At 69.3% G+C, this 17634-nt stretch carries 20 protein-coding genes; 7 read left to right on the top strand and 13 right to left on the bottom strand.

Features of this window, described 5'->3' with window-relative positions; genetic code table 11:
• Nucleotides 1-210 carry a hypothetical protein gene (locus tag ACFWNN_RS07085; protein WP_382438964.1) on the bottom strand — a complete coding sequence of 70 codons (210 nt, stop codon included), beginning with the start codon at nt 208-210 and terminating at the stop codon, nt 1-3.
• A gap of 118 nt (nt 211-328) precedes the next feature.
• On the opposite strand from ACFWNN_RS07085, the gene ACFWNN_RS07080 reads away from it, so the two are divergent.
• Nucleotides 329-736, top strand: a complete 408-nt coding sequence (locus ACFWNN_RS07080; protein ID WP_382438963.1) for a protein-tyrosine phosphatase family protein — start codon at nt 329-331, stop codon at nt 734-736.
• Here the strand turns inward: ACFWNN_RS07080 and ACFWNN_RS07075 are convergent.
• Together ACFWNN_RS07075 and ACFWNN_RS07070 are read right to left on the bottom strand one after the other, a co-directional pair.
• Nucleotides 733-1401, bottom strand: a complete 669-nt coding sequence (locus ACFWNN_RS07075) for an MOSC domain-containing protein (RefSeq protein WP_382438962.1) — start codon at nt 1399-1401, stop codon at nt 733-735. The genes ACFWNN_RS07080 and ACFWNN_RS07075 overlap by 4 nt on opposite strands.
• Before the next feature lie 10 nt (nt 1402-1411).
• Entirely contained in the window at nt 1412-1801 is a 390-nt protein-coding gene (locus tag ACFWNN_RS07070; RefSeq protein WP_382438961.1) for a MerR family transcriptional regulator, read from the bottom strand.
• 255 nt (nt 1802-2056) lie between these two features.
• On the opposite strand from ACFWNN_RS07070, the gene ACFWNN_RS07065 reads away from it, so the two are divergent.
• The gene (locus ACFWNN_RS07065; protein WP_382438960.1) at nt 2057-3097 is read left to right on the top strand and encodes an aldo/keto reductase; all 1041 of its coding nucleotides are present in this window, start codon (nt 2057-2059) and stop codon (nt 3095-3097) included.
• Nucleotide 3098: 1 nt separating this feature from the next.
• On the opposite strand, the gene ACFWNN_RS07060 is transcribed toward ACFWNN_RS07065, so the two are convergent.
• The 3 genes from ACFWNN_RS07060 to ACFWNN_RS07050 are packed head-to-tail and all read right to left on the bottom strand — an operon-like array spanning nt 3099 to nt 6273.
• Nucleotides 3099-4220, bottom strand: a complete 1122-nt coding sequence (locus ACFWNN_RS07060; RefSeq protein WP_382438959.1) for a hypothetical protein — start codon at nt 4218-4220, stop codon at nt 3099-3101.
• The gene (locus ACFWNN_RS07055) at nt 4217-5731 is read right to left on the bottom strand and encodes an alkaline phosphatase D family protein (RefSeq protein ID WP_382438958.1); all 1515 of its coding nucleotides are present in this window, start codon (nt 5729-5731) and stop codon (nt 4217-4219) included. The genes ACFWNN_RS07060 and ACFWNN_RS07055 overlap by 4 nt, the downstream gene beginning before the upstream one ends.
• 11 nt (nt 5732-5742) lie before the next feature.
• On the bottom strand, nt 5743-6273 hold the full coding sequence (locus ACFWNN_RS07050; protein ID WP_382438957.1) for an FAD-dependent oxidoreductase: 531 nt from the start codon (nt 6271-6273) through the stop codon (nt 5743-5745).
• 65 nt (nt 6274-6338) lie between these two features.
• On the opposite strand from ACFWNN_RS07050, the gene ACFWNN_RS07045 reads away from it, so the two are divergent.
• Nucleotides 6339-6818 carry a GbsR/MarR family transcriptional regulator gene (locus ACFWNN_RS07045; protein WP_382438956.1) on the top strand — a complete coding sequence of 160 codons (480 nt, stop codon included), beginning with the start codon at nt 6339-6341 and terminating at the stop codon, nt 6816-6818.
• Here ACFWNN_RS07045 and ACFWNN_RS07040 read toward each other — a convergent pair.
• The gene (locus ACFWNN_RS07040) at nt 6745-7311 is read right to left on the bottom strand and encodes a TetR/AcrR family transcriptional regulator (RefSeq protein ID WP_382438955.1); all 567 of its coding nucleotides are present in this window, start codon (nt 7309-7311) and stop codon (nt 6745-6747) included. The two genes, ACFWNN_RS07045 and ACFWNN_RS07040, sit on opposite strands and share 74 nt — an antisense overlap.
• A gap of 108 nt (nt 7312-7419) precedes the next feature.
• On the opposite strand from ACFWNN_RS07040, the gene ACFWNN_RS07035 reads away from it, so the two are divergent.
• The 3 genes from ACFWNN_RS07035 to ACFWNN_RS07025 all read left to right on the top strand — a co-directional run bounded on the left by ACFWNN_RS07035 (nt 7420) and on the right by ACFWNN_RS07025 (nt 10958).
• Nucleotides 7420-8364 carry an SDR family NAD(P)-dependent oxidoreductase gene (locus tag ACFWNN_RS07035; RefSeq protein ID WP_382438954.1) on the top strand — a complete coding sequence of 315 codons (945 nt, stop codon included), beginning with the start codon at nt 7420-7422 and terminating at the stop codon, nt 8362-8364.
• Nucleotides 8361-9305, top strand: a complete 945-nt coding sequence (locus ACFWNN_RS07030) for an SDR family NAD(P)-dependent oxidoreductase (protein WP_382438953.1) — start codon at nt 8361-8363, stop codon at nt 9303-9305. The genes ACFWNN_RS07035 and ACFWNN_RS07030 overlap by 4 nt, the downstream gene beginning before the upstream one ends.
• A gap of 609 nt (nt 9306-9914) precedes the next feature.
• Entirely contained in the window at nt 9915-10958 is a 1044-nt protein-coding gene (locus ACFWNN_RS07025; protein WP_382438952.1) for a chitinase, read from the top strand.
• On the opposite strand, the gene ACFWNN_RS07020 is transcribed toward ACFWNN_RS07025, so the two are convergent.
• The 6 genes from ACFWNN_RS07020 to adh form a co-directional block, all read right to left on the bottom strand.
• The gene (locus tag ACFWNN_RS07020) at nt 10955-11341 is read right to left on the bottom strand and encodes an SgcJ/EcaC family oxidoreductase (protein WP_382438951.1); all 387 of its coding nucleotides are present in this window, start codon (nt 11339-11341) and stop codon (nt 10955-10957) included. The genes ACFWNN_RS07025 and ACFWNN_RS07020 overlap by 4 nt on opposite strands.
• 96 nt (nt 11342-11437) lie before the next feature.
• Nucleotides 11438-12709 (bottom strand): hypothetical protein, encoded by a 1272-nt coding sequence (locus tag ACFWNN_RS07015; RefSeq protein WP_382438950.1) that lies wholly within the window; start codon nt 12707-12709, stop codon nt 11438-11440.
• A gap of 69 nt (nt 12710-12778) precedes the next feature.
• On the bottom strand, nt 12779-13621 hold the full coding sequence (locus tag ACFWNN_RS07010) for a hypothetical protein (RefSeq protein WP_382438949.1): 843 nt from the start codon (nt 13619-13621) through the stop codon (nt 12779-12781).
• Nucleotides 13618-14472: a hypothetical protein gene (locus ACFWNN_RS07005; RefSeq protein ID WP_382438948.1), complete on the bottom strand. Its 855-nt coding sequence runs from the start codon at nt 14470-14472 to the stop codon at nt 13618-13620. Before ACFWNN_RS07005 ends, ACFWNN_RS07010 begins: the two co-directional genes overlap by 4 nt.
• A 19-nt stretch (nt 14473-14491) precedes the next feature.
• Nucleotides 14492-14842, bottom strand: coding sequence for a DUF779 domain-containing protein (locus ACFWNN_RS07000; protein WP_382438947.1), 351 nt, complete (start codon nt 14840-14842; stop codon nt 14492-14494).
• Nucleotides 14842-16365 carry an aldehyde dehydrogenase gene (adh, locus tag ACFWNN_RS06995; protein WP_382438946.1) on the bottom strand — a complete coding sequence of 508 codons (1524 nt, stop codon included), beginning with the start codon at nt 16363-16365 and terminating at the stop codon, nt 14842-14844. Before adh ends, ACFWNN_RS07000 begins: the two co-directional genes overlap by 1 nt.
• 128 nt (nt 16366-16493) lie before the next feature.
• On the opposite strand from adh, the gene ACFWNN_RS06990 reads away from it, so the two are divergent.
• Complete coding sequence (locus ACFWNN_RS06990; RefSeq protein WP_382438945.1) at nt 16494-17618, top strand: GAF domain-containing protein; 1125 nt, start codon at nt 16494-16496, stop codon at nt 17616-17618.
• Nucleotides 17619-17634 lie beyond the last annotated feature (16 nt).

Raw genomic sequence — 17634 nt, 5'->3', positions numbered from 1 at the left:
TCAGCCCGACCGCCGGACGAGCACGGCGACGAGCGCGATCACCACGAGCCACGCGCCGAAGAGGTACGCGGCGACCAGCGGTACGCCCGCGATGGTGCCCCCGCTGTTGGCGGCGGTCAGCAGAGGCGGTAGAAACAGGACGAGTCCGGTCGTGGCCGCGAGGATCGTGAGCCCGGTGAACCGTTGATCGTTCCTGGCGCCTCGTCGCACCGCCACCACCTTCGACTCTTCGGCGAACTCGGCGAGACTAGTACGAACGGAGCAATCCGTTCCGAGGCCCCCGAGTTCACCGGACAGCATTCGGAACGACTGTGTGGGGGACCGTTTCATGAAGACGATCGAGCTACCGGACGGCGCCGTGATCACGGGGCGTGGCCTGCGCGACGGCAGGATCGTGGAGCCGCATCCCCAGTACGGGGTGTACCTCCAGCCGAAGCCCGTGGACGTGCCGTGGCCGCACGACTGGATCGACTGGCCGGATTTCCGCCTTCCGCGTGACCACGAGGCCGCGATCGCGCAGATCCGCGCGCTGCACGCCCGCGCGTTGTCCGGCGAACGGGTCGAGGTGGCGTGCAGCGGCGGCATCGGCAGGACCGGCACGGTGATCTCGTGCCTGGCCGTGCTGGCGGGCGTGCCGGCGGCCGACGCGGTGGCGTGGACGCGCGCGAACTACCACAAGCGCGCGGTGGAGACGCCGTGGCAGAAGCGCTGGGTGCGGAACTTCCCGCTGGTCTAGGTGTCGAGTTCGACCACGGAACGCTTGTGCACCAGCTCGACGACCTCCGGCGGCACCGAGTCGCCGGCGTCGAGCAACCGGGGCAGCAGCGCGGCCTCCGTGGTCACGGCGCGGAAGAACAGCGCGACCGTGACGTCGTGGTCGGGCCGGTGCACGACGGTGATCTCGTCGCCCGGCCCGATCAGGCCCTCCTCGAGCACCCGGAAGTACGCGCCCGGCCGCACCTGCTGGGTGAACCGCTTGACCCAGCCGCGTTGCCCCAGGAACTCGGCGAACGTCCGGCACGGGATGCGCGGCCCGGTGACCTCCAGCAACGCCGTGCCGATCCGCCAGCGCTCGCCGACCAGCGCGGTCGTCTGGTCGATGCCCTGCGTGGTGAGGTTCTCGCCGAACTGCCCGGCCTCGAAGCCCGTGCCGAGCTCGGACTGCCACCAGTCGAGGTCCTCGCGCGCGTAGCCGTAGACCGCCTGGTACTCCCCGCCGTGCACGGTCCAGTCGCCGATCGCGTCGCCCGCGACCCCGCTGCCCGCCTCACCCTTGGGTCCGACGGGGCTGACCAGCAGCGGACCGTCCACGGGACGTTTGCCGATGCCGGTGACACCCGCGCGGGCGTAGTCGACCGGGACCGTCTTCGGGGCGACGTTCAGCGAGAGCACTACGGGCATGGCCCCGAGATTATTGGCCGACGGCCCTGGTGGCGATCGAATTGACGTAGTCCTCGTACTTGCCCACCTTGTAGGTGATGAGGTCGAGGCACTCCTGCAGCTGCACCATCTGCTGCTGAACGCGCTCCTGGTGCTCCTTGAGGATGTCGAGGCGCTGCAGCTCGTTGCCGTCGCCCTGGCGCACCAGCTCGGTGTAGCGGCGGATCTCCGGCACGGGCATCCCGGACATCCGCAGCATGATGCACATGCGCAGCCAGTCGACGTCCTGCTGCGTGTAGACCCGCCGCCCTCCCGGTCCTCTGTGGACCTGGTGCGCGAGGATGCCTTCCTTCTCGTAGAAGCGCAGCGCGTGCACGCTCAGTCCGGTGCGTTCGGCCACCTGTCCGATGCTCAGCCCCATGCGTCCGAGCATAGGTCCAGCTCACCCGGACACACCCGGTCGGCGACTTCTGCGAGACAGACGGCTGCCAACGCGCACGCCCACCACCTTGTCTCGCCGACGCCGAACGCCACGCCGGTGAAGCTGCCGACCACGGGGATGAGCCGGCACGGCCTCGACAGGCAGGCGACGACCGGGGCGGTTGCCGTGACCACGACCCGCGCCTTCCGGCATCACGCTTGACCTAGAGTCGGCTCTACTTCATAGGTTCGCCGCATGAACATGCGCTATCGCGTTCTTGGGGGAACCGGCATCGAGGTCAGCCACCACTGCCTCGGCGCCATGATGTTCGGCTCCGTCGCCAACGCCGACCACGAGGACGGCGTGCGGATCATCCACCGCGCCCTCGACGCCGGCATCAACTTCGTCGACACCGCCGACATGTACTCGGCGGGCGACTCCGAGGTGATCGTCGGCAAGGCCCTGAAGGACCGGCGCGACGACGTCGTGCTGGCCACGAAGTTCCACTTCCCGCTGGGGGAGGGCCGCAACCGCAGCGGCAACTCGCGTCGCTACATCGTCCGCGCGGTCGAGGCCAGCCTCAAGCGCCTCGGCACCGACTGGATCGACGTCTACCAGGTGCACCGGCCGGACTACACGACCGACGTCGAGGAGACGTTGTCCGCGCTCACGGATCTGGTGCGGGAAGGCAAGATCCGGGCGTTCGGCTGCTCGACGTTCGGTGCCGACGAGCTCGTCGAGGCGCACCACGTGGCGGTGAACCGCGGGCTGATGCGGTTCCGCACCGAGCAGCCGCCGTACTCGATGCTGGCGCGGGGGATCGAACGCGCCGTGCTGCCGGTGGCGCGACGGCTCGGCATGGGGGTGCTGGTGTGGAGTCCGCTGGGCGGCGGGTTCCTGACGGGCAAGCACCGCAAGGGAGCGTCGCCGGAGGCGTTCCGGGCGTCGCTGAACCCCGAGCGGTTCGACGAGTCGATGCAGCGCAACGCGGCGAAGTTCGAGGCGGTGGAGCAGTTCGCGAAGCTCGCCGACGAGATGGGCGTGTCGTTGCCGGCGCTCGCGATCGCGTTCGCGACGACGCACCCCGGTGTCACGTCGGCGATCACCGGGCCGCGCACGATGGAGCAGCTCGAGTCGTTGCTGGAAGGCGCCGGGCTGGTGCTGACCGACGACGTGCTGGACCGGATCGACGAGATCGTGCCGCCGGGCGTGGACACCTACGACCCCAACGGGTTCTGGAAGCCCGCGCCGCTGACGGATGTCCATCAGCGGCGCAGGCCGCTCGATCAGCGCTGAGTCACCACTGCTGGGTGCTCAGGCCGGTGCCCAGGTAGATCTGGTCGAACCCGTTGCCGTCGTTGTCGTCGGTGTAGACGACGGTGACGCGGCCCCACGGGTCGACGCCCACGGCGGGTTCGTCCTGCCTGCCGGTGGCGTTCGAGACCGTCAGCTGCCGTTCGGGACGGCCGGTCGTGGAACCGTCGGGGTTGTAGACGCTGGTGTGGACGTCCAGAGCCTCGGCGGTCGTCACGGCGACGCCGAGCTGGTCGTCGATGCCCACCTGCGGGTCCGCGCCGGTCGTCTGAGCCACGGCACCCCGGGAGACGCCTGCGGCCGTGAACGACTGGACGCGGACGCCCGACTGCTCCCAGGCGACGGCGAAGTCGCCGTTGAAGTTGGCCGCCACGGCGGGGCGCTTTCCCTGCCCCGTCGTGGTCTGCGCCTGCTTCACGCCACCGGCGGGAGTGACGATCTTGCGGGCGACGTTCGCGTCCGCCTCCCAGACGATCACGGCGTTGCCGGCCGCGCCCATCGCCACGCGGGGCTTGGCGTGCGTGCCGCCCGCGTTGTTGACCAGCGCCTCGTAGGACTTGGAGCTGATCGACGCGAACATGCTCACCCGCACGGTGGGCGCGGCGGTGCCCTGCTTGTCCTCCCACGTGACGGCGAAGCCGGGGCCGTCCGGATCCGCTGCCACGCTGGGAAAGTACTGCTGGCCGTCCGCGCTCGCGTTGGCCGTGCCGGAGCCGGACACGGTGCCCGAGGCGCTGACGGAACGCACGGCGATGTTGTAGTAGCCGTTGCCGTCCGGGTCCTCCGACCACACGACGACGGCGCTGCCGTCCTCGCGCACCGACACGTCCGGCTGCCAGTGCCGCCAGGTGCCGGTGCCGCCGGTGGAGAGCTTCTTCTCGTAGACCGAGGCGCCCTCCTTGTAGAGGCGGATCCAGACGTCGGAGTGGACCGGGTCCTCGGGCGCCGTGGTGTCGCGGTCGTCCTCCCACACGACGGCGGTGTAGCCGTTGCGGGAGGTCGAGACGGACGCGTTGTCCTGGTCGCCGGTCGAGTCGCTGTTGACCGTGGACCACGTCATGGGAGCGGGTGCCAGCAGGAGGCTCGCGATCAGGAGTGTCTTCACGGTGCCTGCAATCCGGGGTTGGCGGCCTCGACGACGTAGCTGCCGACGGTCTTGACCGGGTAGTCGCGCACGGTGACCTTGTCGACGGCGCGGAAGTCGACGTTCATCTGCGTCGAGGTGGTGCGGGTCCTGACGTAGCCGCGCAGGTTCTTGAAGTACTTGACGTGCGGGTTCAGCGTCGGGTTGAGGCTGTTGTCGGCGGCGTTGCCGTCACCGCCGGACGTGATCGACGTCGTGACGAGCTCGGTGCCGATGATCCGGTTCTGGGTGCCGTAGTTCTGCATGAGGTTGGCGGCCCAGCTGCGGTGCACGTCGCCGGTGAGCACGACCGTGCCCTTGTTGCCGTTGGTGTCCCAGGCGTTCTGGATGCGCGCGCGGTTGGCGGTGTAGCCGTCCCACGAGTCCATGCTCTTGGAGCCGTCGGCGGCGGCGAGGCGTTGCGCGAAGAACACCTGCTGGCCCAGGAAGTCCCAGGTGCCGAGCTTTTGGCGCAGGCCGTCGGTCAGCCACGTCTCCTGGGAGTTGCCGGTGAGCGTGCGGGCCGAGGCGTCGGCCTCCGGGCAGACCTTGGTGCCGTCGCCGCACGCCTGGTCGTCGCGGTACTGGCGGGTGTCGAGCATGTGGAACGTGGCGAGGCTGCCCCAGCGGACCCTGCGGTGCAGCAGCATGTTCTCGTTGGTCGGGGCCTGGGCGCTGCGCAGCGGCATGTGCTCGTAGTAGGCCTTGTAGGCGGCGGCGCGGCGGGCCTTGAAGTCACCGGCGGGGGAGCTGTCGTTGCGGACGAGGTTCGCGTAGTTGTTCTCGACCTCGTGGTCGTCCCAGACGACCAGCCACGGCGCGGTGGCGTGCGCGGCCTGCAGGTCGGGGTCGGTCTTGTACTGGGCGTGCCGGACGCGGTAGTTCGCGAGCGTGCTGATCTCGGTGGCGGGGGCGAACTTGCGGACCTTCGTGGTGGTGGCGGCGCCCTCGTAGATGTAGTCGCCGAGGTGCAGGATCAGGTCGGGCTGCTCCTCCGCCATCCGGCGGTAGGCCGTGAAGTAGCCCTCCTCGTAGTGCGAGCACGAGGCGAAGAGCATGGTCAGTTCGGGCTGGGTGCCGACGGCCGGTGCGGTGAGGGCGCGGCCGGCGGGGGAGATGTGGCCGCCGGTGCGGAAGCGGTACCAGTACTCCCGTCCCGGCTCGAGGCCGGTGAGGGTGACGTGCACGGAGTGGGCGCTCGCCTGGGTGGCGGTGAACGTGCCGGTGCGGGCGATCGCGGTGAAGCGTTCGTCGGTGGCGACCTGCCACTCGACGGCGGTGTTGGTGTTCGCCATGCCGCCGAGGCCGTCGGCGTTGAGGGGGTTGGGGGCGAGCCGGGTCCAGATCACGAACCCGTCCGCGGCCGGTTCGCCGGACGCGACACCCAGGGTGAACGGGTAGCCGATCGCGTTGGCGAGACTGGGAACGAGGACCCCGGCGCTCGCGCCCGCGAGGCCGCCCACGATGAACGTGCGTCTCCGTAACGTGGTCATGAGAAGCAGGCTTACCGGGCGTGGGTAAAGGCCCGCCTAATCGCGTGTGGCTTCAGAGTGGTCTCCCACCAAGCAAAAGCCGTGCGGTCGTCGGTGTGGATGTCGAACGCGTCGGCGAGGAGCTCGGCGGCGCTCAGCGGGAGGCCGGTGTCGCGGACGGCGCGGTACAGCAGGGCGATGTGGTCGCGGGACCAGTTCTCCAGGCAGAGGCCGGGTAATCGTTCCGCCTCGCAGCAGGGGTGGGCGCACACGACGACGTCGAACCACTCGTCCTCGTGGTCGTGGAAGGTGACGGTGACGCCGAACCGGTCGGGGTGCAGGCCGGTGACCCTGCTGGTGCGGGTCTCGTAGCGCAGGCCGTGGGGGAGTGCGGCGAGCCGGCGCGCGGCGTGGCGGTCGGGGCCGGTGATCGGGACCGGCTGGTGGGTGCCGTGGTCGAGGACCGTGACGTCCCACTTGCTGCGCGCGAACCGGAGTGCGGTGGCGAGGCCGGCGATCCCGGCTCCGACGATCAACGCTCTGCCGCTGAGTCCTGTGGCCATGACCAGCCCCTTCCCCTAGGATTGAGGCTAGCGAACGTTCAGAAATTTCTGAAGACAGGGTGGCTGTGACGGGCGAGACAGAGCGCAGGGAGGCCGCCGAGCGTCTGGCGCTCACGCTGGTCGGCGTCGGGATGCAGCGGATGGGGGCGCGCGCGTTGGCGGCGTTCCTGTTCTCCGAGCAGGAGACGCTGACCGCGGCCGACCTGGCGGCCGAGCTCGGGGTGAGCGCGGGGTCGGTGTCCGGTGCGGTGCGGATGGTCGCGCAGATGGGGCTGATCGAGCGCGTGCACGTCGCGGGCAGCCGGCGGGAGCACTTCCGCATGCGCGACAACGCCTGGACGACGCTGTACACGCGTCAGCACTCGGTGGTCGACGAGGTGCTCCGCGCCGTGGACGAGGGGGTCGACGCGGTGGGGGCCGGTCGCGCGCGCGACCGGCTCGCGTACATGCGGGACTTCTACGAGTTCCTGCTCAACGAGGCGCCGGTGCTGGTGGAGCGCTTCGAAGCTCAGCGGGCTGAGCGTCGTGGAGAACCCCGTTCATGATCAGGTCCAGCATCCGGTTCGCCTGAGCCGGGTCGCCGTTCTGGGCGACGCCGATCAGCAGTGCCATCAGGTCCATCGGCTCGGTGCGCGCTCCCAGCGGCGCGAGCAGGATCTCGACGGCCTCGGTCATCTTCGCGCGGCTGTGCTCGAACGGGTTGAGGCCCAGTGCGATCACGGCCTGCAGCGCGTCCTTGAGGTCGTGTTTCGTCGCGGCGTAGGCGATGAAGCGGTCCATCCACTCCCGGAGCGCGGCCTCCGGTTCGTGGGTGTTCAGGAGCTCGGGCGCCGCGTCGCAGAGCTTCTCCAGCTCCGTGCGGTAGACGGCCTCGATCAGCGCCTCGCGGGTGGGGAAGTGGCGGTAGAGCGTGCCGATCCCGACGCCCGCCTCCTTGGCGATGGCGCCGAGCGTCACGTCCTTCCGGTGCGTGAACGCGTCCTTGGCAACTTCGATCAGCAGCCCTCGGTTCCGGACCGCGTCGGCACGCACGTTCATCACTCCTATGGGGTACGTCACTTGCGAAACGGAGGCTCCTCCGTTTACGGTGGAACTCGAACCGGAGGCACCTCCGTTTCAGTGTACGACACAGGTTGGGGAAATCTGATGAGTGAGCGCATCACCACCCCGTTCGGGTTCGGGAGCACGGCTCTCGAAGTCGTCGAGGGCGTCGACCTCTCGGGCCGTCGCGCCGTGGTCACCGGTGGGGCGTCGGGCATCGGCGTGGAGACCGTGCGGGCTCTCGCCGCCGCCGGGGCCGAGGTCACCATCGCGGCCCGCGACGTCGAGGCCGGTCAGCGGGTCGCCGCGGCCGTCACGGCGTCCACGGGCAATCGTTCGGTTCTCGTCGCTCCGCTGGAGCTGACGTCGCAGGAGTCGGTGAAGGCCTTCGCGTCCGCGTGGGACGGCCCGCTGCACCTGCTGATCAACAACGCGGGCGTCATGGCCACCCCGCTGACCCACACGCCGGAGGGCTGGGAGCTCCAGTTCGCCACGAACCACTTCGGCCACTTCACGCTGACCACGGGCCTGCACGCCGCGCTGCGCGCCGAGGGCGCCCGCGTCGTGAACGTGAGCTCGTCCGGCCACCTGAACAGCCCGGTCGTCTTCGACGACGTCCACTACGCCCACCGCGAGTACGACCGCTGGCAGGCGTACGGCCAGTCGAAGACCGCGAACATCCTCTTCGGCGTCGAGGCTGGCAGGCGCTGGTCGTCCGACGGCATCACGATGAACGCCCTGATGCCCGGCGGCATCCTCACGGCGCTGCAGCGCCACATCTCGCAGGAGGAGATGCAGGAGCGCATCCGCCTGCGCGGCGGCGACCGTCCGCTCCAGCTCAAGACCCCGGAACAGGGCGCGGCCACCACCCTGGTCCTGGCCGTCTCGCCGCTGGTGGAGGGCCGTTCGGGCCTCTACTTCGAAGACTGCGACGAAGCCGTGCCCAACGAGCCGGGCATGACCAACGGCCTCGCCTCCTACGCCACCGACCCGGAGTCCGCCTCCCACCTGTGGAAGCTCTCCGAGGAGACCCTGAAGGTGCAAGCATGATCACCACCCAGTACGGCTTCGACACGACGGCGCTCGAAGTGGTGGCCGACGTGGACCTGACGGGCCGCCGAGCCGTCGTCACCGGCGGCGCCTCCGGCATCGGCGTGGAGACCGTCCGCGCCCTGGCCACCGCGGGCGCCGAGGTCACGATCGCCGCCCGCGACCAGGACGCGGCCCAGCGAGTGGCCACCGCCCTGATGAAGGCCACCGGCAACAAGTCCATCTCCACGGCCCACCTGGACCTGGCCTCGCAGGCCTCGGTCAAGGCCTTCGCCCGCAACTGGGACGGCCCCCTCCACCTGCTGATCAACAACGCGGGCGTCATGGCCACCCCGCTGACGCGCACCCCGGAGGGCTGGGAACTTCAGTTCGCCACCAACCACTACGGCCACTTCGCCCTCACCACAGGCCTCTTCAACTCCCTGCGAGCCGAAGGCGCCCGAGTGGTCAACGTGAGCTCCTCGGCCCACCTGATGAGCGACATCGTCTTCGACGACATCCACTACACCCACCGCGAGTACGACCGCTGGCAGGCCTACGGCCAGTCCAAGACGGCCAACATCCTCTTCGGCGTGGAAGCAGCCACCCGCTGGCTACCGGAAGGCATCACGATGAACGCCCTGATGCCAGGCAGCATCGCCACCAACCTCCAACGCCACCTGACGGCCGAAGAACTCCAAGCCAAGATCCGCGAAACCGGCGGCACCACCACCCGCCGAACCAAAACCCCAGAACAGGGCGCCGCCACCACGCTGGTAGTGGCCACCACCCCCCTGCTGGCGAACACCTCCGGCAAGTACTTCGAAGACTGCGCCGAAGCACTCCCCACCACCCCGGCCAACCGAACCCGAGGCCAGGCCCCCTACACCCAGGACCAGGAGTCAGCGGTCCGCCTCTGGAAGCAAACCGAAGAAACCCTCTGGACCCCAGCCCACCCGTAACCCAACCGCAGCGCCACGGCCACGCGCCCATCGAGGCCACGCAGCCTGCACGCGAACCCGCAAACCAGGCGGCGGGACCCAACGCCCAGCCGACGCGCAACCGAGGCGCGGAGCCGTTGCTCAGCCAACGCCTCCGCGCCTCCGCGCGCCCTGCCCAAGCGCCCCCGCCGCACAACGCCACACGCCCGCTCGCCGCGGAGGCGTTGGACCGCGCGGTCAACAATCCCGCCTGACCTCTCGGCCCCTAGTCCTTGCCTGCCGCCCCGCGTTGCCTGCGCCACCACCGGGGGCACTAACCGCGACGTCAGCGCATACCCCCGAACCGCGCACTGCCTCTGTTCGTCCGCTCGCCCCGCCCCCGCTCGCCCCGCCTTCACCTACCCGCCTCGCATCCGCCTCACCCTGCGTCCGCCTCACCCCGTGCCCGCGTCTCGATCCACCCCGCATCCTGCCCAACCCCGTGCCCGCCCAACTCGTGCCTGCATCCCGCCCCACCCGCCCGACGCGACTCCCGCCTCGTCCCGGCAACCCACCCGCCTCCGCTAGAGGTCTGGACCATTTCGTGCTTCAATGACAGCGGGTCGCCGCCTGTAAGCGAAAGGTGAGCGAATGTCTGCCCGCAACCTGCTGAGGGCAATGACCGCCCTGCTTCTGCTCATGAGCACCCTGCTGGTCCCGTCCACCGCCCAGGCGGCCGACACCTGCGCCCTCAAACCCCGCCCAGCCGGCAAGGTCCTGCACGGCTACTGGGAGAACTGGGACGGCGCGTCCAACGGCGTGCACCCGCCGTTCGGCTGGACGCCGATCACGGACAGCCGCATCAAGCAGCACGGCTACAACGTCATCAACGCGGCGTTCCCGGTGATCCGGTCCGACGGCACCGTGCTGTGGGAGGACGGCATGGACGCCGGTGTGAAGGTGGCGACGCCGGCCGAGATGTGTGCTGCCAAGGCGAACGGCGCGACCATCCTGCTGTCGATCGGGGGTGCGGCGGCGGGGATCGACCTGAGCTCCACCGCCGTGGCCAACCGGTTCGTCGCCACGGTGGTGCCGATCCTCAAGAAGTACAACTTCGACGGCATCGACATCGACATCGAGACCGGTCTGGTGGGCAGCGGCAACATCAACCAGCTGTCGGCGTCGCAGGCCAACCTGATTCGCATCATCGACGGCGTGCTGGCGGCGATGCCGGCAGGGTTCGGGCTCACGATGGCGCCGGAGACCGCGTACGTGACCGGTGGCAGCGTTGTGTACGGGTCGATCTGGGGCGCGTACCTGCCGATCATCAAGAAGTACGCGGACAACGGCCGGTTGTGGTGGCTGAACATGCAGTACTACAACGGGTCTATGTACGGGTGCAGCGGTGACAGCTACTCGGCCGGGACCGTGCAAGGCTTCGTGGCGCAGACCCAGTGTCTCAACAAGGGGTTGGTCGTGCAGGGGACCACGATCAAGGTGCCGTACGACAAGCAGGTCCCCGGGCTGCCGGCGCAGCCCGGGGCCGGTGGCGGGTACATGAACCCGACGCTGGTCGGGCAGGCCTGGAACAGCTTCGGCGGTCAGCTCAAGGGGCTCATGACCTGGTCGATCAACTGGGACGGGTCGAAGAACTGGACGTTCGGCGACAAGGTGAAGTCGTTGCAGGGACGCTAGAGGACGATGGTGTTCTGGCCGGCGGCGATGCGCCAGGCGCCGTCCTCTTTGGACAGGATGTAGAGCGGTGAGCCCTCGTTCTCGTCGGTGATCAGCGTGCCGTCGGGACGGACCGGGCGCTGGCGGATCTTGACAGCCGCCACGTCGGGCCGGATGAACAGGACGTGGGCCACCTCGTAGGTGGCGGTCGCCTCCTTCGTCGCGCCGGGCAGGACCTGGCGGGTGAAGGAGGCGATCTCGTCCCGGCCGGTGAGTCGCTTGCCGTGGGCGGTCGTCCAGACGGCGTCGGCGCGGAAGAGGTCGATGAACTCCTCGGCGCGCTCGTTCTGCATCGCGTGCTGGACGGTGGCGACGAGGTTCTCGATTTGGGAAAGATCGCTCATGGTGAAGAGCGTGATACCTCCAGCTTGGTGGAGGTCAAGATCCGGCTCGCACAGCGTTTCCTGGAGGCGGTGTGCGAGCCGGACCGTTTCACCGGGTCACTTGCGGGGCGCGACCCGAGACTCGTAGGACGCGGGCTTGTACCAGGGGTTGAAGAAGCAGCCCGTGCCGTACTTGCGGTCCTGGCTCGGGCAGGCCGCCGAGATCAGGAACGGGTTGGAGCGCAGGCCGAACTTCTCCCACGCCGACAGGGACTGCATCGCCGCGGCGTACTCGGAGTCGCTGAACGCGCTGTGCGTGGCCTCGGTCGTGAAGGTCTGCACCAGGTTGTACCAGCGGCCCGCCTTCAGCACGGTGTCGCGGTAGGCCGACTCGTGCTCGACGAACGCGGTCGGGTCGCCGATGGCGTGCACTGACAGGACCGGGATGTTGATTTTGCCGGTCAGGTCGCTGTCGTAGGCCAGCTCGGCACGTGCGGCAGGGTCCGCGGCGAAGCGTTCGACGCCCGCGTTGAGGGCCTTGTCGTCGTGCGAGCCCTTGTAGACGACACCCGTGTTGCTCCACGGGTTCCGGTCGCCCAGTCGGTTGTGGACGATGTCGCGGAACGTGAACGTCGCGAAGTTCAGGTGCGAGTTCAGGGTCTCCTCGGGGATCTTGGTGACCGCGAGGATGTCGTTCAGCTTCTGCTGCTGCTCGGCCGTGCGACTTCCCGCCACGCCAAGGCATTCCTCGATGCGGCTGCGCAGACCGGCCGTCGTCATCGTGGAGCCCGGACGCAGGCCCTGCCACAGCGGGTACTGCGCCTCGGACGGCCGCGGGTGGTTGCCGCAGTAGTACTGGTAGACCACGCGCAGGTCGACGCGGTAGTCGTAACCACGCGAACCGCCCGCCATCACACCGCTCGTCAGCAGCGCGGCGTCATAGCCCTTGTACAGCTCGATGGTCTTGGCCGCGACGTTGCCGCCCCACGACTGGCCGTGGAGGTAGACCTTCGAGGGCTTGAGCATGCCGACGACCATCTTGCGCAGGTTGTCGGTGTCCTCGGCCGCCATCCGCGTGCCGTACCCGCCGCGCCGGTACGAGGTGCCCGCCCACGCGTAGCCCTCCTTCACCATGACGGCCCAGCGGTTCAGGTCGTCCCGCGTGCGCTCCGGCGTGGGGTCGCCGAGGTCGGGGCCGCCGTGGGAGTGCACGACGAGCGTCTTGTTCCACTTCTTCGGCACGGCGATCGTGTAGTACGCGCCGTTGGGGTCCCGGCCCTCGTAACAGGTGGTGCCGGCGGGGACGTTCTCCGGGCACGGTGCGGTCGGAGGCAGCGGCACCGGCGACGTGAGACTCGCGGTGAGTGCGAATGCCAGCAGGACGTTCATGGCGGGAATAGTCAGTCCGCCCGGATAAGTGGTCCAGTTCACTCACACAAACTTGGGATTTCCCTGACGTTACGAGCGAGTCACGCGCTTGAAGCGGACGCTGTTCAGCACGTGCCGGGCCCACGCGTGGTCGGCGGGGTCGTCGTGCACGCACGTCACGACGAGCATCTCACCGAACCGCGCCACGTGCCCGTGGAACTCGTGCTGGCCCGAGGCGGACTCCAGCCACAACGCGTGCCGCAGCTCCACGCCGTCCTGCTCCTGAAACCGCTGCGACGGGGGCACGGACGGCGCGCCGTCGAGGGCCATCTCCAGGAACTGGGCGGCGGGCGTGCCCTGGGCACGGCGGACGTCCACGAAGACCGCGCGGCCCGGACCGGCGAAGCGCAGGCCCTCCTCCAGCACGTGCGGGGTGAGGCCCGCGGTGCGTTCGATGCTCCACGTGCCGGGCAGCTTCTGGCGGATCGAGATCGGCAGGGCCACGAGGTAGCCGCTGAGCACCTCGTCGCGGTCCGCGACGGTGCCGAGCACCGGGTGGTCGACGTACTCCGGCAGGTCGTCGGGCTCGCGGACCTCGGCGACGACGCGGACGCCGCGCAGGCCGTTCCACGGCTTGAGGTCGTGGGCGAACGTGCCGGTGAACTTCAGCGACGCGTAGCCGGGGCCGTCCCACACGGCGGCGGCGTGCTCCGCGTCCGCGAACGGCACCCGCATCCAGGCGCCGAACCACAGTTCGAGGTCGCCGGTGAGCTCCACGGGCAGGACGCAGCGGACGTAGGCGTCGGAACCGGCGAACAGGACGTTGCCCTGGGCCGCCGGCGTCGGCGAGACGACGCCGGGCGGCAGGCCCAGGTCCAGGTCCAGGGCGCCGGACTCGTCCACGAGAACGCCGCAGCAGGCGCAGGCCGTCACCCGACGTACCGGACGCTGTTGAGCACGTGCTGCGCCCAGGCGCGGTCGACCGGGTAGCGGTGGACGCAGCGCACGGAGATCATCGTGCCGGGGCGGACGACGTGGGCGTGGAAGACCTGTTCCTCGTGGCCGTCGATCACCTCGCTCAGCCAGAACGCGTGCCGCAGCTCCGGGCCGTCGTGCGTGACGGAATGTTCGGCGCTCGCCGGGTAACCGTCGAGGACCGCGCCCAGGAAGTCGCTCACGCTGCCGCCGGTGAGGTCCGCGTAGACGTCGAGGGAGACGCGGCGGTCCGGGCTCGTGAACCTGACGGTGCGGCCGTCCACGACGCACCGCATGCCTTCGGTGCGCTCGATGGACCAGACCTCGCCGAGCGTCTCGCGGACGGGCACGGGCAACGGGTGCCGGATGCGGCACAGCACCTCGTCGCGGTCCCATTCCCGTTCCAGCAACGGGTGCGAGGTGAAGTAGGGCAGCTCGTCGGTGTTGAGCACGGTGGCCTCGACGGCGGTCCCGAAGACGTCCCACGGCTTGATGACGTTCGCGAACGTGCCGGCGACGCGGAGGTTCGCGTACTGCTCGTCGTTGTCCCACACGGCGTGCGCGTACATGGCGTCGACCTTGCTGATCCGCGTCCACGCCCCGAACACGATCTCGGTTCCGCCGGTCAGCCGAATCGGCAGCAGGCAACGGAGGTAGGAGGCACCGTCCGGGCCGACGAGCAGGCCGCCGGTGGGCGCGCCGAGTTGGTCGGCCGGCACGCCGAGCAGTTGCTCCGGACGGTTCAACCTGTAGTCGATGCGGTCCGTAGAGGTGATCTCGGCTCCGCAGCATCCGCATTGGACGGTCATGCGCAGAGACTAGTGGTGCCTAGAGCTCCTCGTCGGTCAGCAGTCGGGAGCGCACCAGAAAACGTATTCCAAGCGGTGCTTCCAGCGAGAAACCGCTCCCACGGCCCGGTACCACGTCGATCGTGAGGTGCGTGTGGCTCCAGTACTCGAACTGCGCCGCGGACATCCACACAGGAACGACGAACTCGTCCACGCTCAGATCACCGAGGTGCACGTCGGAGCCGCCCGTGCGGAACTCCCCGAGCGGGTAGCACATCGGGGCGGACCCGTCGCAGCAGCCGCCGGACTGGTGGAACATCAGGTCGCCGTGGTCGGCCCTGAGGCCGCGGAGCACGTCCGCGGCCTCAGGGGTCAGTGCGACGCGGGGCATCAGAAGAAGCCCAGGGCGTTCGGGGAGTAGCTGACGAGCAGGTTCTTGGTCTGCTGGTAGTGGTCGAGCATCATCTTGTGGTTCTCGCGGCCGATGCCGGACTGCTTGTAGCCGCCGAACGCCGCGTGCGCCGGGTAGGCGTGGTAGTTGTTCACCCACACGCGGCCCGCCTGGATGTCCCGGCCCGCGCGGTAGGCGACGGAACCGTCACGCGACCAGACGCCCGCGCCGAGGCCGTACAGCGTGTCGTTGGCGGTCTTCATCGCGTCGTCGTAGTCGGAGAACCGCGCGACGGAGACGACCGGGCCGAAGATCTCCTCCTGGAAGATCCGCATCTTGTTGTCGCCCTCGAAGATCGTCGGCGTCACGTAGTAGCCGCCCGACAGCTCGCCGCCGAGGTCCGCGCGTTCGCCGCCGGTCAGCACGCGCGCGCCTTCCTGCTTGCCGATGTCGATGTAGGAGAGGATCTTCTCGAGCTGGTCGTTGGACGCCTGCGCGCCCATCATCGTCTCGGTGTCGAGCGGGTGGCCCTGCTTGATCGCCTTGGTGCGTTCCACCGCGTCGGCCATGAACGAGTCGTAGATGTCGCTCTGCACCAACGCCCGCGACGGACACGTGCAGACCTCGCCCTGGTTCAGCGCGAACATCGTGAAGCCTTCGAGGGCCTTGTCGTAGAAGGCGTCCTTCTGCGCGGCGACGTCGGCGAAGAACACGTTGGGGGACTTGCCGCCGAGCTCCAGCGTCACCGGGATGATGTTCTCGCTGGCGTACTGCATGATCAGCCGGCCGGTGGTCGTCTCGCCGGTGAACGCCACCTTCGCGACGCGGCGCGACGACGCGAGCGGCTTGCCCGCCTCGACGCCGAACCCGTTGACGATGTTCAGCACGCCCGGCGGGATGAGGTCGGCGATCAGTTCCATGAGGACGTGGATCGACGCCGGCGTCTGCTCGGCGGGCTTGAGCACCACGGCGTTGCCGGCCGCGAGCGCGGGGGCGAGCTTCCAGACCGCCATCAGGATCGGGAAGTTCCACGGGATGATCTGCCCGACGACGCCGAGCGGCTCGTGCAGGTGGTAGGCGACCGTGTCCTCGTCGATCTGCGAGATGCCGCCCTCCTGCGAGCGCAGCGCGCCCGCGAAGTAGCGGAAGTGGTCGACCGCGAGCGGCAGGTCGGCCGCCAGCGTCTCGCGCACCGCCTTGCCGTTCTCCCACGTCTCGGCGACCGCGAGCATCTCGAGGTTGGCCTCGATCCGGTCGGCGATCTTGTTCAGCACGTTCGCGCGGTCCGCGACCGACGTCTTGCCCCACGAGCGGGCGGCGCCGTGGGCCGCGTCCAGCGCGCGTTCGACGTCCTCGGCGGTGCCGCGGGCGATCTCGGTGAAGTCCTCACCGGTGACCGGGGTGGGGTTCGCGAAGTACTGGCCCTTGGCGGGCGGCACGTACTCGCCACCGATGAAGTGGTCGTAGCGGTCGCGATACGTGACCACGCTGTCCGGTTGTCCTGGAGCCGCGTACTTCGCCATGCGCCCTGCCTTCCGCGTCGTTGCGAACAGGCGGCGAACGTAGAACCGGCAACGTTTCACCCACGTTGCATCCGAAAGGACTAACCACAGGCTTGCCCACGCGGTGTAGTGGCCTGCATCCTGGACCAATGGACCCAGTGGAGCTGGGTGCCGCACGTCCGGTGATCTTCGAGTCGTGGCGGCGCTCCCTCGCCGCGCACGTCGACCCGGACCGCCACGAGGCCCCGGTGGTCTACGCGCCCGACGAGATCGCGGACCTGCGCGGCGCGCACCCGCTCGCCCACACCGTGCCGCTGCTGACGCACACGCTGTCGATGGACGACACGATCATGATCGTCACCGACACCCGCGGCACCATCCTCTGGTGCGAGGGCGACAACGGTGTGCGGCACAGCGCCGAACGCGTCCACCTCACCGAGGGCTCGCGCTGGAGCGAGGACGTCATCGGCACGAACGCGATGGGCACGGCGCTCGCGACCGGCCGTCCCGTCACCGTGCACTCGCGCGAACACCTCGTGCGCACCTACCACGGCTGGACGTGCGCGGCGAGCCCGATCCTCGACCCCCACACGGGGTTGCTGCTCGGCGTCGTCGACGTCAGTGGACCGCTCAAGACGATGCACCCGGCCGTCGCGCAGCTCGTGTCCGCCGCCGCCCAGCTCGCCACGCACCACCTCAAGCAGTTCGCGCCCCGTCAGCACGTGCTGACGCTGAACTTCCTCAACGGCCTGCACGCCGACCTCGACGGGCGGCCGCTCACCCTGACCCTGCGCAACGCCGAGGTGCTGACGGCGCTCGCGTTGCACCCCAAGGGACTGACGGCGGAACAACTCGCGTTGTTGCTCTATGGTGAACGTGGGAACCCGACCACGGTCCGCGCGGAGCTGCACAGGCTGCGTGCGCAGCTCGGTGGTGTCCTGTTGACGAGGCCGTACCGGCTCGACGCGGTGGTGCGCGGCGACTTCCTGGACGTGCGCAGCGCGCTCCGGTCGGGCGACGCGGGAGAGGCCACCCGGCGCTACGGCGGTGATCTGCTGCCCCGCTCGGACGCGCCCGTGGTCCGCGAGGAACGGGTGGATCTCGCCGCCGCGGTGCGCAGGGGAGTGCTGGAGCGGGGAGATCTCGCCGCGCTGCTGTCGTTCGCGGACAGCGGGGACGACGTCGAGGTGCTCGAACGCCTGCACCTGCTGCTCCCGGTCACCGATCCTCGTCACGCGCTCGTCTCCTCGCGCCTGCGAAGGGCGCTGGAATAGGCTTTCCCGCAAGGGG

Origin of the sequence: Lentzea sp. NPDC058450, from assembly GCF_042721395.1 — a bacterium.
In the GTDB taxonomy this organism is placed as follows: domain Bacteria; phylum Actinomycetota; class Actinomycetes; order Mycobacteriales; family Pseudonocardiaceae; genus Lentzea.
Note: the sequence above shows the minus strand (reverse complement) of the source record. Positions and strands in the feature narration are given on the sequence as shown.

Coding starts and splice junctions, on each gene's coding strand:
- ACFWNN_RS07035 (WP_382438954.1), top strand. CDS start 7,420: ATGAGTGAGCGCATCACCACCCCGTTCGGGTTCGGGAGCACGGCTCTC.
- ACFWNN_RS07080 (WP_382438963.1), top strand. CDS start 329: ATGAAGACGATCGAGCTACCGGACGGCGCCGTGATCACGGGGCGTGGC.
- ACFWNN_RS07030 (WP_382438953.1), top strand. CDS start 8,361: ATGATCACCACCCAGTACGGCTTCGACACGACGGCGCTCGAAGTGGTG.
- ACFWNN_RS07075 (WP_382438962.1), bottom strand. CDS start 1,401: ATGCCCGTAGTGCTCTCGCTGAACGTCGCCCCGAAGACGGTCCCGGTC.
- ACFWNN_RS07015 (WP_382438950.1), bottom strand. CDS start 12,709: ATGAACGTCCTGCTGGCATTCGCACTCACCGCGAGTCTCACGTCGCCG.
- ACFWNN_RS07000 (WP_382438947.1), bottom strand. CDS start 14,842: ATGCCCCGCGTCGCACTGACCCCTGAGGCCGCGGACGTGCTCCGCGGC.
- ACFWNN_RS07065 (WP_382438960.1), top strand. CDS start 2,057: ATGAACATGCGCTATCGCGTTCTTGGGGGAACCGGCATCGAGGTCAGC.
- ACFWNN_RS06990 (WP_382438945.1), top strand. CDS start 16,494: ATGGACCCAGTGGAGCTGGGTGCCGCACGTCCGGTGATCTTCGAGTCG.
- ACFWNN_RS07050 (WP_382438957.1), bottom strand. CDS start 6,273: ATGGCCACAGGACTCAGCGGCAGAGCGTTGATCGTCGGAGCCGGGATC.
- adh (WP_382438946.1), bottom strand. CDS start 16,365: ATGGCGAAGTACGCGGCTCCAGGACAACCGGACAGCGTGGTCACGTAT.
- ACFWNN_RS07025 (WP_382438952.1), top strand. CDS start 9,915: ATGTCTGCCCGCAACCTGCTGAGGGCAATGACCGCCCTGCTTCTGCTC.
- ACFWNN_RS07005 (WP_382438948.1), bottom strand. CDS start 14,472: ATGACCGTCCAATGCGGATGCTGCGGAGCCGAGATCACCTCTACGGAC.
- ACFWNN_RS07070 (WP_382438961.1), bottom strand. CDS start 1,801: ATGGGGCTGAGCATCGGACAGGTGGCCGAACGCACCGGACTGAGCGTG.
- ACFWNN_RS07040 (WP_382438955.1), bottom strand. CDS start 7,311: ATGAACGTGCGTGCCGACGCGGTCCGGAACCGAGGGCTGCTGATCGAA.
- ACFWNN_RS07020 (WP_382438951.1), bottom strand. CDS start 11,341: ATGAGCGATCTTTCCCAAATCGAGAACCTCGTCGCCACCGTCCAGCAC.
- ACFWNN_RS07055 (WP_382438958.1), bottom strand. CDS start 5,731: ATGACCACGTTACGGAGACGCACGTTCATCGTGGGCGGCCTCGCGGGC.